This window comes from Fibrobacter sp. UWB2 (assembly GCF_002210425.1).
Lineage (GTDB): Bacteria > Fibrobacterota > Fibrobacteria > Fibrobacterales > Fibrobacteraceae > Fibrobacter > Fibrobacter elongatus.
Window position 1 is genome coordinate 708,372 of the sequence record NZ_MWQK01000001.1, and the last position, 18,581, is coordinate 726,952.

Below are 18,581 nucleotides of genomic sequence, written 5' to 3' on the forward strand. Positions count from 1 at the left end.
AAGGAGTTTAGAATGAATCAGAACTTTTCAAGACTTGCCGCCGCTGCGGTTTTAACCACTTCCCTTTTTGCCACGTCTGTTTTCGCTGACGAAGCAAAGAAGGCTGAAGAAAGCTCTTTCAAGCTCACCGGAAACGTCCAGGCTCAGGCAATCAAGTCGCTGTATGACAACGATGCAGACAACACGCTTGACAATTCCTTCTTGCGCGCAAACGTTGGCGGAAAGTTTTCTTCTGAAAGCTTTGACGCTGTAATCAACTTGCGCATTTTCAGCCCCGGTTTCGGCAACACCATTGAGGGCAAGAATTACGATAAGATTCTCGCCGACACCTACTACGCCAATTACAAGTGGGATACCGAATATGGCAAATTTAACTTCCAGTTCGGTCGTTTCCGTACTGATTGGAGTGTCGCAGGAAACTTCGGTACTTACGTAGATGTACACCTGAATAAACGCGGATTCCTTTCTCGCGATTACCAGCACGACGCTTTCGCTTTCGGCTTTGAAAAAGGCATTTCTACATTTAACGCCTTGCTCGGCACATACGATGCAAAGTTCAACACGGGCTACATCCGTTTCGAAGAAACGCTCAAGTTCGGTGATGCCAAGGTCAGCGCAGCTTACCGCGTAAACGCCCTTGACGTCATTCAGCACACGGCACAACTCACCCACCGCGCCGCTGCTCGCGCAAGCTACTACTTCCAGAAGAATTTCGGCCTCTACGGTGAAGTCGCACTCATCGCAACTGGTGACGGCGAAAACCTCAAGGTAGCTAATGCCATCAAGCCCGAATATGCACAAGACACGCAATATGTTCCGTTCTTCATCGGTGTAGAAATTCCTACAGCTGGCATTTTCAACAATGTTTACGCAGAACTTGAATACGTCTCCCATCGCGACGAATTAAACGCTGGAGCTGATGAACTCGCCTGGACCGTGAGCTTGATCAAGAAAATCGGTTCCCATTCCAAGATCCAGCTGACAGCATTCAGCGAAAAGAAAGCCTCTGACGTAGCCCTTGCAGCTCGTTTCACGGCAACAATCAAATAACCTAAGCACACCCGAGCGCCCTCAGCACAGCTCACGCTTCTTTGATCCATCATTGCTGGGGGCGTTTCTTTAAAAACGAAACACCAAACATCAAAAATTTAAACAAAGAGGTACATAACATGAATTTCAAGAAAATCACAATTGCATCCATCGCACTCCTCACCCTCGCTTTCACCGCCTGCTCTTCTTCCGAAGAAAAGCAAGAACAAAGCAAGCAGACCCTCACCAACGTGTCTTACGACCCGACGCGTGAGCTCTACGCCAACTACAACCAGGTCTTTGCTAAGCACTGGAAGGAAAAGACCGGCAAGGATGTGGAAATCACGCAGTCCCACGGCGGTTCCGGCAAGCAGGCTTTGGAAGTCGCCAACGGCCTCGAAGCTGACGTTGTAACGCTCGCCCTCGAATACGACGTGAACGCTGTGCGCGATGCAGGCCTTATCGAAGATGGCTGGGTCAAGGAATTTCCGCTAAACAGCGCTCCTTACACCTCCACCATCGTCTTCCTCGTTCGCAAGGGTAACCCGAAGAATCTCAAGGACTGGGGCGACCTCGTCAAAGACGGCATCGGAGTCATCACGCCGAACCCGAAAACTTCTGGCGGCGCACGCTGGAACTATCTCGCCGCTTGGGCATGGGCCGAAAAGCAGTACAATGGCGACGAAGCCAAGGTCAAGGAATTCGTGAAGAAGCTCTACAAGAACGTGCTCGTACTCGCTTCTGGCGCTCGCGGCTCTACGACGACATTCATCGAAAACGGCCAGGGCGATGTTTTGCTCGCTTGGGAAAACGAAGCATTCCTCTCGCTCAAGGATTACCCCAAGGACTACGAAATCGTCATCCCCAGCGTGAGCATTTTGGCTGAACCGTCTGTTGCAATTGTAGACAAGGTTGTTGACAAGCGCGGCACCCGCGAACTTGCCACCGAATACCTGAACTTCCTCTACAGCGACGAAGGCCAGCACATTGCAGCTAAGAACCACTACCGTCCTTCCAACAAGGCCATTCTTGACCAGTACAAGGAATTTGACCAAAACGTGAACCTGATTGACATCAGCTACTTCGGCGGTTGGGACAAGGCTCAAAAAACGCACTTCTCCAACGGTGGCATTTTCGACCAGATTTACGAAAAGAAGTAATCTATCTCCATAGAAACAGTCCTCGCTCACAAACAGGCGAGGATTTTTCATATAATCAAGCAATTACTTTATCTATTATAAAAAAAATTAATAACAGACGCTAGAAATAAAATATTGGACAGGCTGAAAAGTACGTTCTATATTTGAGCCCAATTATGAAAAGAACAAATAGAAGTGTTATACCAGGTTTCGGCCTTACTACAGGCATCACGCTCGCCATTTTGAGCGTTGTCGTGCTCATTCCGCTTGCATCGCTTGTGGTGTTTACGGCGCAAATGAGTTTTGACGAAATTATAGAGACCATTACGCGCGACCGAGTGCTCTCAAGCTTTCGTGTGAGTTTTACAACTGCATTTATCGCATCGTTCATCAATGCAGTAATGGGCATCGTTCTTGCGTGGGTTCTTGTAAAATACACATTTCCACTCAAACGATTGATTGACGGGATGATCGAACTTCCTTTCGCCTTGCCGACAGCTGTGGCGGGCATCGCTCTCACGGCACTCACAGCAGATACAGGCCTTGTGGGCGGATTCTTTGCAAAATTCGGCATCAAAATTGCCTTTACGCAAATCGGCATTACGGTTGCGCTCGTGTTTATCGGCATTCCATTTGTAGTACGTGCAGTGCAGCCCGTACTCGAGAAACTGGACCCTGCATACGAAGAAGCCGCAGGCGTGCTAGGCGCATCACGGAGCCGCATTTTCTGGAAAGTGATTTTCCCAGAGATCGTGCCAGCCGCATTGACGGGATTCGGGCTTGCGTTCGGGCGTTGCCTCGGTGAATATGGCAGCGTCGTTTTCATCGCAGGCAACAAGCCATTCGAAACAGAAATTGCACCGCTAATTATCATGTCAGAACTGCAGGAATACGATTACGCGAGTGCGACGACAATTGCGCTTGTCATGCTCGTAGCCTCGTTTGTAACGCTTTTCCTCGTGAACTTAATACAAACAAGAAATACCAAAATTCTGAAAGGAGGCGCTTAATGTACAAAGAAACGACTTCTTCAAAGATTGTCAAATGGTCCTTGATTGGCATAAGCATCGCCTTTGTGATTCTCATGCTTTTGCTCCCGCTGATTACCGTTATCGCCGAAGCGTTCAAGCAGGGTTTCGACATTTACGCAAAGGCCGTGAGCGACAACTACACCATCAAAGCCATTTGGCTCACCCTCGAAGCGACTTTACTTGCGGTCATCATCAACACCGTTTTCGGCTTGAGCGCAGCATGGTCACTCACCAAGTTCCATTTCAAAGGCAAAAAAATCCTTACGACATTGATAGACTTGCCGGTAACGGTTTCACCGATTATCGCAGGCCTTATCTTCTTGCTCACGTTCGGACGCCAAAGCCCCATTTACCCGCTATTGCAAAGTTGGGACATCAAGATAGTCTTTGCCGTACCTGGCATTGTTCTTGCAACGATTTTCGTCACATTTCCATTCATTTCGCGTGAATTGATTCCCGTTCTGGAAGCTCGCGGAAACGACGAAGAAGAGGCCGCCGCGCTGATGGGCGCTAAAGGCTGGACCATTTTCCGCAAGATTACATTTCCGCACATCAAGTGGGCATTTCTGTACGGCGTGGTGCTCTGCGCCGCCCGTGCCATGGGTGAATTCGGTGCTGTATCCGTGATTTCAGGGCATTTGCGCGGAAAGACAAATACGCTCCCCTTGCATGTAGAAATTCTCTTCAACGAATTCCAATACGTGCCCGCTTTTGCAGTTTCGTCAATTCTTGTGATGCTAGCCATCGCCATTTTGATTGCACGAAGCGCGATTGAATACAGAGGTCGAAAGAAAATATAATAGGAGTTTTTATGTACGTAGAATTAAAAAACATCAACAAGCATTTTGGCAATTTCAAGGCATCAGACAACGTTTCTTTCGGCATCGAAAAAGGCAAACTCATCGGCCTCCTGGGTCCGAGCGGTTCCGGAAAGACGACCATACTCCGCATGATTGCAGGACTTGAAAATCCCGATAGCGGCGAAATCATCATCGACGGGAAAGTCATCAACAACGTCCCCGCCAGTAAGCGTGGCATCGGCTTTGTGTTCCAAAGCTATGCGCTATTCCGCTACATGACCGTTTTCGAAAACATTGCATTTGGCCTTCGCGTGCTCAAGAAATCCGAAAACGAAATCAAGGAACGTGTCGCCGAACTGGTAAAGCTCATCGGCCTTGAAGGTCTCGAAAACCGCTACCCGAGCCAACTTTCGGGCGGCCAGCGCCAACGTGTCGCATTTGCACGCGCACTCGCGCCAAATCCACAGTTACTTTTGCTTGACGAGCCATTCGCCGCCATTGACGCAAAAGTCCGCCAAGAACTGCGCCACTGGCTCAAGGAGATGATTGCAAAGCTCGGTGTCACAAGTATTTTCGTGACCCATGACCAGGACGAAGCCATCGAAGTCGCCGACGAAATCATCATCACAAACAAAGGACGCATCGATCAAATTGGCAAGCCACTAGAAGTTTACAGCAAGCCCAAAACCGCTTTTGTAGCCTCGTTCTTTGGACAACCAAGCATTTTTAAAGATTACAACAAGTTCCAAAGCTTTGACACAATCCCGAATGTTGACCAAGCGATAGTCCGCCCTGAATTTGTCAAGGTCACCAAGAAAAACGAAGTTCAAAAATTCAAGAATTCTGCCGAAGAAGGTGTCGTGACAGACGTCGCATTCCGCGGGAGTGGCATCGAAATCACAGTACTCGTCAACGGAGAAACTCTTACCGCGCGCCGCTCTTTCGACGAGCCTAGTATTTCCGTCGGCGAAAAAGTTGATGTATTCATTTACCGTCTCTTTGTGACCGTAGGCAACTACGCGTTCTTACTCGAAAACAAATCTATTCGCGAACCAATCGTCGTCATTTAGCAATCCAAAACAACCAAAAACACAAGACGCTCCGATTTTTTTCGGAGCGTTACTTGCCAAGACTTTTCAGTACAGCGGGCTTTCCATTTTGGGCGTTGAAGGCGTAAAAAGGCTCAAGAATTTTTTCAAGAAAAAGTCCGCCGCCTAAATCACGGCGTAAAAATCACGGTCTGAAAGTCTTCAGCGCAGCAATCGTGCGGGAGATGAGGTCATTCAGTTCCCAGCCAAGCAGATTTGCACCACGTTCAATCACTTCGCGAGAGCAGCCTGCCGCAAATTTCGGGGACTTGTACTTTTTCAAGACCGATTTCAGTTCCAAATCCTGCACACTCTTGGACGGACGCATCAAAACGACTGCACCAATCAAGCCCGTGAGTTCGTCAACGGCATATAGGACTTTTTCCATTTCGTGTTCCGGCTTAACATCCACCGTGATAGACCAGCCATGGCTCGTTGTCGCGTGAATCAGCTCTTCCGAAAGGCCCGCCTCTTGCATCAATTCGCGTTCCTTGATGCAATGCTGTTCCGGCCACAATTCAAAATCAAGGTCGTGCAAGAGACCGACAATTCCCCAGAATTCTTCGTCTTCGCCGTAACCTAGTTCACGAGCAAAGTAACGCATCGTATTTTCTACGATTTCGCCATGTTCAAGGTGGAACGGATCCTTATTGTATTTCTTAAGGAGTTCAAGCGCTCCTTCGCGTGTAATATTTGCTGATAATGCCATGGTTCGAAATATAAGAATTTTATGGGGATAATTGACAGCATTCGCACACGGATTTTTGCGCTTTGAAACGCAATATGCGGCGAGCTATAAATTTTTCTAATTGCTGACAATTGCTTATTTCGATAGACACCCCGCGTACACTAAATTACTAATAAATTAATTCTATAATACACAATATTAATTAAGTATTGGACAAGGTAATAGTTGTGTTCTATATTTTCGCCGTACAAATAGAATTATTCAAGAGCAAATCTTTTGCTAAAGAGGAGTTTTTAATATGACAAAGAATACATCAAAAAAGAAAATTGAATCTGCAAAGAATACCGCTAACGTTACCGATCCGAGCACATGGAATTTTGCAACAAAGTGTTTACAGGCAGGATGGAAACCCAAAATTGGCGAGCCGCGCGTGCTCCCGATTTTCCAGTCCACGACTTACAAGTACGAAGACGTCGATGAAGTGGAACGCCTCTTTGCGCTCAAGCAATCAGGCAACAAATACACCCGCACAGGGAACCCGACCGTAGCGGCATTCGAAAGCAAGATTACGGAACTCGAAGGCGGCGTGGGTGCCGTTGCAACCGCATCGGGGCAAGCCGCAGTCCTCCTTGCGATTTCGAACCTCGTGAAAGCAGGCGACCACATCGTTGCAAGCAAGACCATTTACGGCGGCAGCTACACATTACTCAGCGTAAGACTTTCCAAGCTCGGCATTGAAACGACATTCATCGACCCGGAAGATTCCATAGCAGAACTCCGCAAAGCATTCCGCCCCAACACCAAGCTCATTTTCGGCGAAACGATTGGCAACCCCGCCTTGGGCATTTTGGACTTTGAAAAGTTCTCCAAACTCGCCAAGGAATTTGACGTTCCCTTCCTCGTTGATAACACGCTCGCAACGCCATTCCTCGTGAAGCCTTTAAAACTCGGCGCAAACGTTGTCATCCATTCCGCCACAAAGTACATCGACGGTCACGCCGTTGCGCTCGGCGGTGTCGTCATTGACGGAGGCAATTACAACTGGGAAAACGGTAAGTTCCCAGACCTCGTGGAACCGGATGCGCAATACGCAAACACCTCCTATACTCAAAAATTTGGACGTGCAGCATTTATCGCAAAGGCTCGTGCTCAATTCTTGCGCGATTACGGTGCCGCATTAAGTCCGTTCAACGCATTCCTTTTGAATTTGGGCCTTGAAACGCTCCATTTGCGAATGCCACAGCACAGTAACAACGCACTCGCATTGGCAGAATTTTTGTCCAAGCATCCGGCCGTGAATTGGGTCAGCTATCCGGGACTCAAATCTAGCCCATATTTTAAGCGCATCCGCAAATACTTTGATTACCAAGGCGGCAGCGGTGTGCTCACCTTCGGTCTCAAGGGTGGCAGAGCTGCCATCCGCTCCTTCGTCAAAGCATTGAAAGTTGCCGCCCTCGTAGTTCACGTTGGCGACGCCCGCACAAGCGTTTTGCACCCGGCAACAAGCACACATTCGCAGCTTTCGCCTAAAGACAGACTCGCCGCAGGCATCCCCGAAGATATGATTCGCGTATCCGTTGGCATCGAAGACCCGCGCGACATCATCGCTGACTTTGAACAAGCTATTGCAGCAAGCACCAAAGGCGGTAAGTAATGAGTATCGTTGTAGATGTCAATAAATACCTTGCATTAAATGGTGCGACAAAGCGCATCAAAGATTACCTCTCTATTAAAGTTGCCGATCACGCCTACCTGCCGAAAACTGAAGACATTAAAAGCGACTGGGTCGCCTACATTGCAGCCCCCGCATTCAAGCTGATTCGCGAAAAATTGGGTCACGACATTGATTCATTCGTTTCCATCGGCACAGGTTCCGGCATTGACGTGTTGACCGGCATTGAACTTTTGGGAGCAAAGCGCGTAGGCTTCACGGATTTGCAAAGAAGCGTTGTCGCCGCCGCTGCACAGAACGTTCGAAGCAATATCAAAGAGACCTCCAAAATCGAATTTGAATTCGGCAACGGCGACCTTTTGCAACCGCTCCAAAACGGCAAGCGAAATTACGACGTGATTTACGAGAACCTCCCCAACGTGCCACTTGCAAGCAATACAAAAATTGAAGACAAGCGCAATAGCGGGCATTACTTGGAAAAACGCGAAGAGGCTATTCCCGAATTTGTGCATGAACAAATGCTTGACTTGCATTACTTGGCACTCAAGCAAGCACGCGATTACTTGGCCGAAAACGGAGCCGTCTATTCAACGCTTGGTGGGCGCGTTCCGCTCAATGCGTTCATCAAGCTTGGCGAACTCGCCGGACTCCGTTCTGAAATTTTCACGTATTCCTGGAAAGTCCAAGCCGAGCCGGAAGATGTGATTTCGGGATACGCCGCGCAAGAAAAAGCTGGCCTCGGCCCGTTCAGATTCTACCGCGCTGAAGACTTGCAAAAAGCATTCGCAAACATTTCTGTCAAGGATTCCGGCAAACGGGCTTTTGAAATTGAAAAAACTCTCGATTCCGTAAAGCTTACCGCAACCGCCGCATACGAAGCGTTCAAAAAAGGCGAAGTCATCGGTCATACCGTCGCCGTGTTAAAATCTAGCGTGGAATAGGGATGCTATGAAAAAAGTTATTCAAAATTTAATTGAAGAATCCCAAAAGTTCCTTTTCAAGAGAGCCAAAATCGACGACAAAATCGGGCTTGAAGCCGCCAATTTTGCAGTCCGAGACATTCCAAAGCCCATTGGAAAATTTGAAAAAAGCGACTCGCCGCTAATCCGCTACATTGGAGAAGCCATCAAGCACGGGAACCCTGAAACAGCGGATTTGTTAAAAGCTTTGGAGCCCGCTCTCCCCTATTTGCCGTGGAAATACAATTACGAGCCGCGCCCCGACATGCCTGATTTGGCCGATCAAATGGGATGGGGAGAAATTCTCGGTCCAGAAGCGCCCTATCACGACGAGCATTTTTGTTTCGGTTTTACGCTCCTAGGCAAAAACACCTTTTACCCCTCCCACTTGCACCCCGCCACAGAACTGTACGTCATTTTGTCCGGACACGCCATCTGGACATTAGACGGAATCTCAAAAGTACGCGGTCCTGGAGAGTTTGTACTGCACCCGTCCAATCACATTCATTCCATGCAAACCGAACACGAACCCATGCTCGCGCTCTACACGTGGAGCGGTAAAGACGTCAAAACGCTTTCAAAATATGTGTAAAAAAATTACACTTTTTCTTAGCGCTAGATATCAAAATTTTCAATAACACTTTTGATAATTTCTTTTTGTACATTGCTTTACGAGATGGAGAATAAGTCAAACCCATAACAAAAAGGATACAACATGTACTCTACTCACTATATGGATCTGCTGATGCAGAATTCTCCCTGGAACCTGATTCTCTTCATGGCAATCCCCGTCATTCTCGCAGAGACCATCGCCATCACGGAATTGTTCCTGCTCAAATCGCCAAATGCGCACCCGACACTCTCCAAAGTGAATCGCACCGCGGGGATTCTTGCAGGGTTCGCATTCTTTGGAATCATAATCTATTTCATTCCGAACGTCATTATACCGCTAGCATCTGCTGGTGAATTCAGAACATGGATTGACGTCGTAGCCATATTCTCTTATATCCTTGCGGGCATTCCGATGATATTGCTTGCACTTTTGAACTTGAAACTTTTATTCCGCAAAGTTGTTGAGCAGAAAAAAACGACATACGCTATTCTTCTACTCGCCGCATTTCTCGTGCTTTCTCACATTGCCATGATCTTCGGGATGGTTGACCCGGGAATTGCAGGCTACAAGCCCAAGGCGAAGGCAGTTTCCGAGGTTCAACCCCCTGCACACCACATGGATTCAATGCACGAAGGTCACCACTATCACCATTGAGCATTCAATTTCTTGAATAACGCCCCTACAAGCCATAGCTTTTTTGTATTAGCCAAGCATTAACTTGGCTTTTATATTTGTCACCAAAATTCAACAAGTTCAATGACGGTAGTTTAAGAATGACAATTACAGATTATTTGACGAAAGATTGGGACGAAAGCAAAACCCTTACCCGCGAAGAATGTTTGCAAATTTTAAATTTTCCGGATAATCAACTTGACTTGCTAATTGAAGCAGCATTCAAATTACGCACGAAATACAAAGGCAACCGTGTCAACATCCAGCTTTTGACGAATGTCCGTAGCGGCAACTGCACTCAAAATTGCGCCTATTGCGCCCAATCTCGCGATTCCCAAGCGCCCATTGAAAAATACAAAAGCGTTTCGGACGACAAGCTCTACGGCGATAATAATCTTGTTGATGAATTTCACCTGTCTCGGCATTGCATCGGGCTTTCGGGCATGGGTTTCACAGACAAAGAAATTGAAGAACTCGCCGAACGCATTGCGCACATGAAGAAATCGGGGACGCACATTTGTTGTTCCATCGGATTCTTGACCGAGCACCAAGCCCGCATTTTAAAGGCGGCAGGCCTTGACCGCATCAACCACAACCTGAATACGAGCCGCCGTTTTTACCCCGAAATTTGCAGCACCCACACATACGAGCGACGCATCCAAAACATTCGCATGTTGCAGAGCATCGGCTTTGAAATATGCTGTGGCGGAATCATTGGCATGGGCGAATCAAAAGAAGACGTGGTCGATATGCTTTTTGACTTGGTCGCCATCCATCCAGAATCCGTCCCCATAAACTTTTTGTTGCCGGTCAAAGGCACACGCCTCGCCAACCGCGACATTTCCGGGCTCACATTCGAATACGGCATCAAAATTCTTTGCCTAGCCCGCTTGTTGCTCCCGAAATCGGACATCCGCTGCGCCGCCGGTCGCGAAATCTATTTCAAAGGACACGAAAAGGAACTCTTCAAAGTCGCCGATTCCATTTTCGCTTCGGGTTACCTCACCGAAGGCGGTCAAAGCTTGGAAGCCACATTCCGCCAAATCGAAAACGCAGGCTTCACGTGGGCTATAGAAAGCAAAGACGAATAACCACTGAACAGGTCGCTTAGTGTCATTAGAAGTAGCACTTTCTCTTTTACTATACGCATTCGTCTCAGGAATTACACCGGGACCCGCGAACCTCTGTTCACTCTCAGTAGCGATGGGGAGCGGGAAAAGCGTCGCCATAAAGCAGTGGTACGGACTTTTCACCGGATACACAATCGTCTCGCTAGTATCTGTTTTTATAGTTTATTTTATCAGTAGTGCTTTTGAAAATTTCATCCGGGTATTTGCTTTCGTCGGAGCAATTTACATTGCATATTTGGCAATCAGCCTTTTAATTCAAGCGTTCAAGCCACTCGAAGAAATCCGCAACAGCCGCACAACCGGTAGCTTCAGCACAGGTCTTTTCGTGCAACTCACGAACGTTAAAATCATGGTGTTCTGCCTCACGGCAATCACAACCTACATCCTCCCCTACCACCAAGATTTTCCGCACCTGCTGCTGTTCGGCATACTATTGCCGCTTACAGGCCCCATCTGCAATTTGGCGTGGCTTTTCACAGGCGTTTTACTGCAAGGGCTTTTCAAAAAGCACCACAGAATATTCTATACACTTATGGGACTCTCGCTACTGTATTGTGCGGTTGGGATTGTGAAGTGAGGGAAATTCTATACCGACACAACAAATGCTAACAGCACTATAATAAATCGAATGTATGCATCCAAACAAGAATATGAGTATCAACCAATATTCTCATTTATACCCCAAAAGCATCTGCAATTTCATCATCATGCAAATTGATATCATCAGGGTATTTCCACTTTCCCTTCGCAAGTCCTAGAATTGGGCGTCCCTTATTTTCCTTTTTTACCGTAGAATCCTTGGATAAAGTCAAAATAATTTGTCTTTTAACAAAAAATAAAACAGACGCTAACACGCGACTGATTCCTTCACTAAGAGAAACCTGAGGTTTCCATCCAAGATGCTCTATGGCAGTCGTATCTAAAGCCGTGCGGCGATAGGCGCAGTAGCCTTTCTGTTCGCCTTTATTTATCACCACCTGAATAGACTTATCACTTCTTGAACTGGCCAACATTTGAGCTAAATCCTTAACACTGATTGGCTCGGATTCATTCGCCAAATTATAGGCCGCACAAGCATTCCCCTTAAAAAGTACCGTAAACATACCCAAGACTGCATCAGTCACATAAAGGAATGCGCGAACAGCATCACCACTGCTTTTCAAAACAATATCCCTGCCCGCCACGACATCGCCCAACAGGTCCGCCATCACTCTTCCATCATTTTCCAACTTCATCGTCGGGCCATACGAGTGCGCAATACGAACGACGTTATAAGGGACACCATATTGCAGAAAATAGCTTCTCAGCAAAGTTTCTGCAGCACGCTTGCATTCAGGATAGCACGACCTGTCATCTAGAGGATCAAGCGTTCCATAAGCATGCTCATCCAACAGCTCGGTGTCTTCGTTCTTTCCATAGACCTCACGTGTGGAGGCAAAGATGACCTTTGCGACTTTCGATTCACGAGCCCAATCAAGCACATTCATCGTCCCTAGCAAATTACACTTCATGATTCCAACAGGATCAGAATTGATGAAATGCGGGCTTGCATTCCCCGCCAAATGGAATACGTAGTCTACCCTTTCCTTATAAACGATAGGCTCACAAACATCCTGAATCAACAAATTGAAATAAGGCTTATCAAAATACGAGCCAAAATACAGCTCTGCGCTTTGGCGATTCCGGCAAAGAGCTACTACAGAAACATTGATGCCCACATGCTCATGCAAATAAAGCAGCAGCCAAGTCACATACGAGGCCAACATACCTGTTGCACCAGTAACGAGAACCGTTTTTCCGTCAAGTTCACGCCAAGGCAACCCAGCCTCACACATCCCCTGCAAATCATTTATGACAATTTCGTCTTTCACCATACACCTTTTTAAAGACCAAATACAGCTCCCTCTTCCCTCGCCTCTATAATAGATTTAAACATAAAAAAGTCAGCAGGCGTCGTAATCTTGATATTCTCGGCCGTTCCAAGAATCGTATTCAACTCATAACCATAATGTTTCATCATCGAAAAAGTATCTACGAAATCATGCAAGCCATCAGCCAAAGCCTTTTGGTGAGCCTTCAGCACATTTTTCAGTACAAAACATTGTGGAGCCCGAACCATCAGAACAGAGTCTCGCTCAGGTTCCTCCAGCGAGCCATCATTCTTCTTAATTACGATAGTCTCTGTCGATGGCACACAAACAATGCTGTTACCTTTCTCCTTGGCAACTTCTATACATTCAATAATCGTTTTCTCCATCGCTAAAGGACGCACACCGTCATGTATCAGCACCAATGAATCCTCAGGGAAATGCTGTTTGACGCACTGCAGTCCATTATAAATGGAATCCTGTCCTTTCTGGCCTCCAGGTACGACATCTATAACTTTAGTCAATCCATATTTTTCCACCTGACTACGCAGATAAGGGATCCAGTCTTCCAGACAGACCACCACAATGGCATCAACTTCCTGAATATGCTGAAACACCTCGATGGTATAAACCACGATAGATTTTCCACGATACTCAAAAAACTGCTTGGGGCGACTATGATTATAAAGTCTGTGTCCTTGCCCACCTGCAAATATTACTGCTATGTTCATATCGATTACGTTATTTGTATTGAATAATCATTTTGCCATTCTACGGTCTTGCCATCCAGAAAATCTGCCATTTTCTCTGCGATGTCCTTAGCCGAATGGCCAGTCTCGTTAAGTCCCATTCTCACAGCAAAGGCGTCCCACTTTTTCAGATAGCCATCCATGTCGAAAGCCTTCACATTTTGTACCATCTCGTCATTATTCTTGGCGTATGGAAACGGAAGTTCATCCATTTCGTAATACACGCCGCGTTCTTCATTCTTATACTGTTCGAAGTCTGTTGCGTATGCAAAGCAGGGAATCCGCCTCAAGGCAGCATCAAAAATACAGCTCGAATAGTCACTTACCATCACGTCCGTTGCCATCAGCAGACGTTGCATATCTTGATAGTCCGTTACATCGATCACATCAGGATACTTTTCCATACAGCCCTTGGCACACAGTCTCAAATCGGCATGGAACCGGACAAGCATCGTCCATTCTCCCCCGAACTTTTCTGTCAGCACTCGTTTCAACCGCGGCATATCCAAGTCATAGACTTTCATATCGATATACTGCCCCTCTTTGAATCGAAGTCGCCATGTCGGCGCATAGAGCAGCACCTTGTGGTTCATCGGAATACCAAGCTCCCTACGAGCCCGCGCACCATCCTCCGGATTATTCTGCACAAGAATATCGTTCTTCGGATAGCCGCATTTCCAGATAGGCCCATGAAACTTGAATGCCCTGCGATAGATAATCGAGATATGGTCAGAATTCGAGATATACACGTCAGCCAAAGATGTCCCTTTTAGGTATCTGCGGTCGTTCCTGATCTTAGCCAACGCACCAACACCATCCATCGCCACTTTCTTGATTCCTAGCCCACCATGCCAGGTTTCTATATACATCTGTCCCTTACGCTTAACAAAATAGTCAGGCAATGTACAATTATCAATCCAAATCTTTGCGGTCACATATTCATACAGCCATTTCCAACTGCGCCAATTTACGGACCTCATCCACGAAGGCAACTCGTAATTATAACGAGGCCTTCTCACCCAAACAACATCCATATCAGGCCGAAGCTTATGCAACTCCTCCATAATGAATTTTTGGTTGTCGTCATAGCGTTTACCCTCATAAACACTTACCAACACCTTGTTATTCTTTATAGGGAACATGCGTAGCAAATAGAAGAGGATCTGCACGCCCTTCGCCAACACAGGCCTGACCACAGGCTTTGCTATTTTCCACAACTTTGAATTCATTTGAAATGTTTACGTTATGTATTTGTAATACAATTATAACAAATAACTAAAATGCAATGCTCCAAAAATGGAAATAATGTTATTTTTTGAAAAAATCTTTACCCGCTGTTCCTTGTCGAGTCCATAATATAAGGTATATGCACCATCCCAGCCATTTTTTTAAGTCACGCAAAAACATAGATGGATGTTCCAGCCTCATCCAAACCTTCCGTAGATTCCACACAGTTTTAACAGCCCAAGGAGATGACACACTTAACAACCATCTGTCCATGGGCCTCCATACACCTGACTCATCCATATAGCGCTTTATATCTTTGACAAACGGATGGTGGGAGTCGCTGTGATATCGAACATCTTTCAGAGTCAGATTAAAGAACACCATTCGTTGTTTCATTTGCAACAATGGAAACCTATTTCCCCAAACTCCCATTACCATATTATCAGCTAAACCACATATCTTTTGACAATAGTCAAAGGTTAGAGAATTTATGTGCATAGTTGATAGGGGGTTGTATCTTCTATAATACATTGACTGTTTATATACTCTTATATCTTCCTTATTATCTATTGCGATTTGTAAATTCATTAAATAATCCTCTCCAAGGACATAGTAACGGGGAAACGCTAAAGTTCTTTCATTAAATAATGATTTGTGAAACAGGCGACCAAATGGTGCCACATAAATGTCCCTTGTATAAATCATTTTTAAATACTCATCTTTACTTATTATATCTGGAAGCTTTTGGATTAAATTGATGTTATGTGTATGTCCACTAAGAACAATGTTCGTTTTTTCAGATAGTTCAACCATATACTCTAATCCGTTATCCAAAAGTATATCATCAGAATCCACGAACATAATCCACTCACCATGAGATTCTTCTACACCCCGTCTTCTTGCTGCTGTAGTTCCAAGGTTATCTTGCTCAATGTATATCACATTGGGACGATTCTCATACTTCTTGCAAATATCACCAGAGCCATCTGTACTTCCATCATTCACAAGAATCAGCTCAATATTCTTGTATGATTGCGACAGAACAGACTGAACACATTCTTCAACGTATTCTGCCGTGTTATATACAGGGACTATTATACTGACTAACGAATTATCCATAACCAGAAAAAGTATATGTATAATAGCACTTGATATATGATAGAATGCCCTTTACGCAGGTCATTTAGTGCTTTCAATTTTGAAGGATATATTTCGTCAAGCTTATAAAAATAATATTTGAACAACCTTCGATCCTGTTTTAACATCCTCCATAGATAAGGCTTTAACCTACGTTCTCTATCATATTTATTTCGTATCAAAAATCTGTCAGCCATAAAAGCCACCTCCGCCCTTATCTCTAACTCTCTAGGCTTAGAACAAAAATCATCTGCTAATGAATTAGGGCGGGAAGTACTAACATAAAGGATTTCATTGATAACTTTAATGCTTTTAGCATAATAACCAGATTGCATAGAAAATATTATATCATTACCATACATTACTTCGTCAAATCGAATATTGTATTTGTTTATCAAATCCCTTTTCATCATTTTGCCCCATGGAACATCCAGCCTAACTCTTATATACCATTCATCACCATCCGAAAGATATTGATCAATTCTCCTATTTATATGAGGATCCCTAACTGTTTCTATATTAACATTATCAGAAAGAACCGACTTCTTTTTGAAGAAAATGATATCTGCTTCTGAATCAATATCGGATAATATCAAATCATACATATCTTCAACAAAAAAGTCATCTGCATCTGCAAACAGGAGCCATTTTCCTTTTGCATGATCTAAACCGATATTCCTGGCATAACCAGCCCCTCCATTTTTAGGTGCACGAATAAATTCGAGGAAAGGACGGGAAAGTTCTGGATATCTTTCCAAATATGTGTCTGCATCTAGGCTATCATCATCCACTACGATCACCTGAATGTCTTCAGACACAGGGATGGATTTCAGACAGCGCATCAGCAAGTCTGGAATATCGTAATGAGGAATTATGATACTAAACAGCGGCTTATCCATATTTTAAACGAATAAAAATACAATTTGATTTTGAATCTACAAGAACAACCTTTAGTGATGTCTTTGAGCGCGGCTATCTTTGATGTATAGATTTCGTCCAATCTTATGAAGTAGTACTTAAATAAATTCCTGTCCTGGCTTAACATCCTTTTTATGTAAGATACAATTTCTCTTCCTTGGCTCATATTGTGTTGAAATAAAAAAGAATCATATCTGAATGCAGCTCCTGCTCTAATTCTTAATTCATCAGGTTTTTTACAAAATTCATAAGTCGCTGAACCTTCATGATATGTCACGACATATAGAACAGTATCAATGGCTTCGATCTTCTTTGCTAAACAACCTACATGTACGGAAAAAAGAATGTCATTAGAATACTTGATTTTTTCAAAACAAATGTGATGATTCTCTACCAGACTTTTCTTAATCATTTTACCCCATGGTACATTATATCTGGTTCTTACTGGCACCTCATCACCCGTTTTGAGATAAATATCCATTATTTTATCAATATAGCCACTTCTGGATGATTTGCAGTTCAGATTATCAGAATAAACTGCCCGTTTCTGGAAATAGATAACATCGGCGTCAGATTCTACATGCGTATTAATAATATCATACATATTGCCCACAAAGAAGTCATCTGCATCTGCAAACAACAGCCATTTCCCTTTTGCATGATCTAATCCGATATTTCGGGCATATCCAGCCCCTCCATTCTTAGAAGCACGAATAAACTCTAAGTATGGACGAGACAGCTCTGGATATCTTTCCAAATAGGTATCTGCATCAGGGCTGTTATCATCCACTACAATCACCTGAATATCTTCAGATACAGGTATTGACTTCAGACAGCGCATCAGCAAGTCCGGAATATCGTAGTGAGGTATGATGATACTAAACGTAGGACACATAGATTTTATATTTGCCATAATACTTACAGGAGTCTTGTCCATACCAATAATGAATATAAATAGAATTTAATCTTGAATCTTCGGGGACTATTCTTGCAAATATCCCGTAATGCCGATAACTTTGACGGATAGATTTCTTCCAACTTGAAGAAGTAGTACTTGAACAACCTCCTGTCATGCGTTAACATCTTAACTAAAAAAAATTTCAATCGATGCTCTCTACAAAAATCATTTTGCAGCATAAATTTGTCCATCCGAAAGGCTGCCTCTGCTCTAAGTTTCAACTCATTGGGCTTTAAACAAAAATCTGACATCTGGGAATCAGGACGAGAAGTGACAACGTAAAGGACCCTATTAACAACCTGAATTGTCCTTGCGTAATAGCCTATCTGTAAAGAACAGTAAGCATCATCAGCATACATTACTTCGTCAAAACGGATGTCGTGTTTGACCATCACATCTCTTTTAACCATTTTACCCCATGGTACATACATTTGTGCTCTAATAGGCCACTCGTCACCGTCTATCAGGTATTGATTAATTATTTTGTTTACATGAGCATTCCGTTTTGCTTCTCTATTTATATCTGCTGAAAGAACCGAATTAGATTTAAAGTATATAACATCTGTTTCTGAATCAACGTATGAGCAGATGATATCATACATGTCTTCAACAAAGAAGTCATCCGAATCAGCAAACAATATCCATTTCCCTTTAGCATGGTCTAATCCTACATTCCTGGCATAGCCTGCACCTCCACCTTTTGTCGTTCTGATAAACTCCAGATAGGGGCGTGACAGTTCCGGATACCTCTCCAAGTAGGTGTCAGCATCTGCACTATTGTCGTCTACCACAATCACTTGAATGTCCTCAGATACAGGGATTGACTGTAAGCACCGCATTAGAAGATCCGGTATCTCTTTATGAGGAATGATAATACTAAATGTAGGATGCATTGTTTTCATG

General features: G+C 44.7%; 19 protein-coding genes. 11 read left to right on the forward strand and 8 right to left on the reverse strand.

From position 1 onward, the window contains the following. The first annotated feature begins 12 nt into the window (after positions 1 to 12). The 5 genes from B7982_RS03020 (at position 13) to B7982_RS03040 (ending at position 5,069) form a co-directional block, all read left to right on the forward strand. On the forward strand, positions 13 to 1,050 hold the full coding sequence (locus B7982_RS03020) for a hypothetical protein (RefSeq protein ID WP_088659481.1): 1,038 nt from the start codon (positions 13 to 15) through the stop codon (positions 1,048 to 1,050). A gap of 119 nt (positions 1,051 to 1,169) precedes the next feature. Then, positions 1,170 to 2,189 carry a sulfate ABC transporter substrate-binding protein gene (locus tag B7982_RS03025; RefSeq protein WP_088659482.1) on the forward strand — a complete coding sequence of 340 codons (1,020 nt, stop codon included), beginning with the start codon at positions 1,170 to 1,172 and terminating at the stop codon, positions 2,187 to 2,189. Between the two features lie 155 nt (positions 2,190 to 2,344). Then, entirely contained in the window at positions 2,345 to 3,178 is an 834-nt protein-coding gene (cysT, locus tag B7982_RS03030; RefSeq protein WP_088659483.1) for a sulfate ABC transporter permease subunit CysT, read from the forward strand. Further along, on the forward strand, positions 3,178 to 3,999 hold the full coding sequence (gene cysW / locus B7982_RS03035) for a sulfate ABC transporter permease subunit CysW (RefSeq protein ID WP_088659484.1): 822 nt from the start codon (positions 3,178 to 3,180) through the stop codon (positions 3,997 to 3,999). The genes cysT and cysW overlap by 1 nt, the downstream gene beginning before the upstream one ends. A gap of 11 nt (positions 4,000 to 4,010) precedes the next feature. Next, positions 4,011 to 5,069: an ABC transporter ATP-binding protein gene (locus B7982_RS03040; protein ID WP_085490189.1), complete on the forward strand. Its 1,059-nt coding sequence runs from the start codon at positions 4,011 to 4,013 to the stop codon at positions 5,067 to 5,069. A gap of 163 nt (positions 5,070 to 5,232) precedes the next feature. Here the strand turns inward: B7982_RS03040 and B7982_RS03045 are convergent, their stop codons facing one another. Next, a complete protein-coding gene (locus B7982_RS03045) occupies positions 5,233 to 5,796 on the reverse strand; it encodes a hydrolase (RefSeq protein WP_085490188.1) in 564 nt (187 codons plus the stop codon). Positions 5,797 to 6,073: 277 nt separating this feature from the next. On the opposite strand from B7982_RS03045, the gene B7982_RS03050 reads away from it, so the two are divergent. The 6 genes from B7982_RS03050 (at position 6,074) to B7982_RS03075 (ending at position 11,398) form a co-directional block, all read left to right on the forward strand. After that, a complete protein-coding gene (locus B7982_RS03050) occupies positions 6,074 to 7,429 on the forward strand; it encodes an O-acetylhomoserine aminocarboxypropyltransferase/cysteine synthase family protein (protein ID WP_088659485.1) in 1,356 nt (451 codons plus the stop codon). Continuing rightward, positions 7,429 to 8,388, forward strand: a complete 960-nt coding sequence (locus B7982_RS03055) for a 50S ribosomal protein L11 methyltransferase (RefSeq protein WP_088659486.1) — start codon at positions 7,429 to 7,431, stop codon at positions 8,386 to 8,388. Before B7982_RS03050 ends, B7982_RS03055 begins: the two co-directional genes overlap by 1 nt. Before the next feature lie 7 nt (positions 8,389 to 8,395). Beyond that, on the forward strand, positions 8,396 to 8,998 hold the full coding sequence (locus tag B7982_RS03060) for a dimethylsulfonioproprionate lyase family protein (RefSeq protein ID WP_088659487.1): 603 nt from the start codon (positions 8,396 to 8,398) through the stop codon (positions 8,996 to 8,998). A 123-nt stretch (positions 8,999 to 9,121) separates the two neighbouring features. Then, positions 9,122 to 9,673 carry a DUF6803 family protein gene (locus B7982_RS03065; protein WP_012820002.1) on the forward strand — a complete coding sequence of 184 codons (552 nt, stop codon included), beginning with the start codon at positions 9,122 to 9,124 and terminating at the stop codon, positions 9,671 to 9,673. 119 nt (positions 9,674 to 9,792) lie between these two features. Beyond that, the gene (gene bioB, locus B7982_RS03070; RefSeq protein WP_012820003.1) at positions 9,793 to 10,782 is read left to right on the forward strand and encodes a biotin synthase BioB; all 990 of its coding nucleotides are present in this window, start codon (positions 9,793 to 9,795) and stop codon (positions 10,780 to 10,782) included. A 19-nt stretch (positions 10,783 to 10,801) separates the two neighbouring features. Beyond that, positions 10,802 to 11,398, forward strand: a complete 597-nt coding sequence (locus tag B7982_RS03075; RefSeq protein WP_088659488.1) for a LysE family translocator — start codon at positions 10,802 to 10,804, stop codon at positions 11,396 to 11,398. Between the two features lie 97 nt (positions 11,399 to 11,495). Here B7982_RS03075 and B7982_RS03080 read toward each other — a convergent pair whose 3' ends face one another. The 7 genes from B7982_RS03080 to B7982_RS03110 form a co-directional block, all read right to left on the reverse strand. Further along, entirely contained in the window at positions 11,496 to 12,695 is a 1,200-nt protein-coding gene (locus B7982_RS03080; protein WP_088659489.1) for an NAD(P)-dependent oxidoreductase, read from the reverse strand. 8 nt (positions 12,696 to 12,703) lie between these two features. After that, positions 12,704 to 13,420 (reverse strand): 2-C-methyl-D-erythritol 4-phosphate cytidylyltransferase, encoded by a 717-nt coding sequence (locus B7982_RS03085; RefSeq protein WP_088659490.1) that lies wholly within the window; start codon positions 13,418 to 13,420, stop codon positions 12,704 to 12,706. 5 nt (positions 13,421 to 13,425) lie between these two features. Further along, a complete protein-coding gene (locus B7982_RS03090) occupies positions 13,426 to 14,667 on the reverse strand; it encodes a CDP-glycerol glycerophosphotransferase family protein (RefSeq protein ID WP_083555670.1) in 1,242 nt (413 codons plus the stop codon). A gap of 79 nt (positions 14,668 to 14,746) precedes the next feature. Further along, complete coding sequence (locus B7982_RS03095; RefSeq protein WP_073424432.1) at positions 14,747 to 15,784, reverse strand: glycosyltransferase family A protein; 1,038 nt, start codon at positions 15,782 to 15,784, stop codon at positions 14,747 to 14,749. After that, positions 15,769 to 16,701 (reverse strand): glycosyltransferase family 2 protein, encoded by a 933-nt coding sequence (locus B7982_RS03100; protein WP_073424433.1) that lies wholly within the window; start codon positions 16,699 to 16,701, stop codon positions 15,769 to 15,771. The genes B7982_RS03095 and B7982_RS03100 overlap by 16 nt, the downstream gene beginning before the upstream one ends. Then, on the reverse strand, positions 16,674 to 17,657 hold the full coding sequence (locus B7982_RS03105) for a glycosyltransferase family 2 protein (protein ID WP_088659491.1): 984 nt from the start codon (positions 17,655 to 17,657) through the stop codon (positions 16,674 to 16,676). The genes B7982_RS03100 and B7982_RS03105 overlap by 28 nt, the downstream gene beginning before the upstream one ends. Further along, a complete protein-coding gene (locus tag B7982_RS03110) occupies positions 17,639 to 18,580 on the reverse strand; it encodes a glycosyltransferase family A protein (protein ID WP_073424435.1) in 942 nt (313 codons plus the stop codon). The genes B7982_RS03105 and B7982_RS03110 overlap by 19 nt, the downstream gene beginning before the upstream one ends. Position 18,581 lies beyond the last annotated feature (1 nt).

Excerpts from the sequence above, each read along its gene's own strand:
- B7982_RS03060 (WP_088659487.1), top strand. The coding sequence starts at position 8,396 with ATGAAAAAAGTTATTCAAAATTTAATTGAAGAATCCCAAAAGTTCCTT.
- B7982_RS03055 (WP_088659486.1), top strand. The coding sequence starts at position 7,429 with ATGAGTATCGTTGTAGATGTCAATAAATACCTTGCATTAAATGGTGCG.
- B7982_RS03110 (WP_073424435.1), bottom strand. The coding sequence starts at position 18,580 with ATGAAAACAATGCATCCTACATTTAGTATTATCATTCCTCATAAAGAG.
- B7982_RS03050 (WP_088659485.1), top strand. The coding sequence starts at position 6,074 with ATGACAAAGAATACATCAAAAAAGAAAATTGAATCTGCAAAGAATACC.
- B7982_RS03065 (WP_012820002.1), top strand. The coding sequence starts at position 9,122 with ATGTACTCTACTCACTATATGGATCTGCTGATGCAGAATTCTCCCTGG.
- B7982_RS03040 (WP_085490189.1), top strand. The coding sequence starts at position 4,011 with ATGTACGTAGAATTAAAAAACATCAACAAGCATTTTGGCAATTTCAAG.
- B7982_RS03085 (WP_088659490.1), bottom strand. The coding sequence starts at position 13,420 with ATGAACATAGCAGTAATATTTGCAGGTGGGCAAGGACACAGACTTTAT.
- B7982_RS03090 (WP_083555670.1), bottom strand. The coding sequence starts at position 14,667 with ATGAATTCAAAGTTGTGGAAAATAGCAAAGCCTGTGGTCAGGCCTGTG.
- B7982_RS03100 (WP_073424433.1), bottom strand. The coding sequence starts at position 16,701 with ATGGATAAGCCGCTGTTTAGTATCATAATTCCTCATTACGATATTCCA.
- bioB (WP_012820003.1), top strand. The coding sequence starts at position 9,793 with ATGACAATTACAGATTATTTGACGAAAGATTGGGACGAAAGCAAAACC.
- B7982_RS03020 (WP_088659481.1), top strand. The coding sequence starts at position 13 with ATGAATCAGAACTTTTCAAGACTTGCCGCCGCTGCGGTTTTAACCACT.
- B7982_RS03095 (WP_073424432.1), bottom strand. The coding sequence starts at position 15,784 with ATGGATAATTCGTTAGTCAGTATAATAGTCCCTGTATATAACACGGCA.
- B7982_RS03045 (WP_085490188.1), bottom strand. The coding sequence starts at position 5,796 with ATGGCATTATCAGCAAATATTACACGCGAAGGAGCGCTTGAACTCCTT.
- B7982_RS03025 (WP_088659482.1), top strand. The coding sequence starts at position 1,170 with ATGAATTTCAAGAAAATCACAATTGCATCCATCGCACTCCTCACCCTC.
- cysW (WP_088659484.1), top strand. The coding sequence starts at position 3,178 with ATGTACAAAGAAACGACTTCTTCAAAGATTGTCAAATGGTCCTTGATT.
- B7982_RS03080 (WP_088659489.1), bottom strand. The coding sequence starts at position 12,695 with ATGGTGAAAGACGAAATTGTCATAAATGATTTGCAGGGGATGTGTGAG.
- B7982_RS03105 (WP_088659491.1), bottom strand. The coding sequence starts at position 17,657 with ATGGACAAGACTCCTGTAAGTATTATGGCAAATATAAAATCTATGTGT.
- cysT (WP_088659483.1), top strand. The coding sequence starts at position 2,345 with ATGAAAAGAACAAATAGAAGTGTTATACCAGGTTTCGGCCTTACTACA.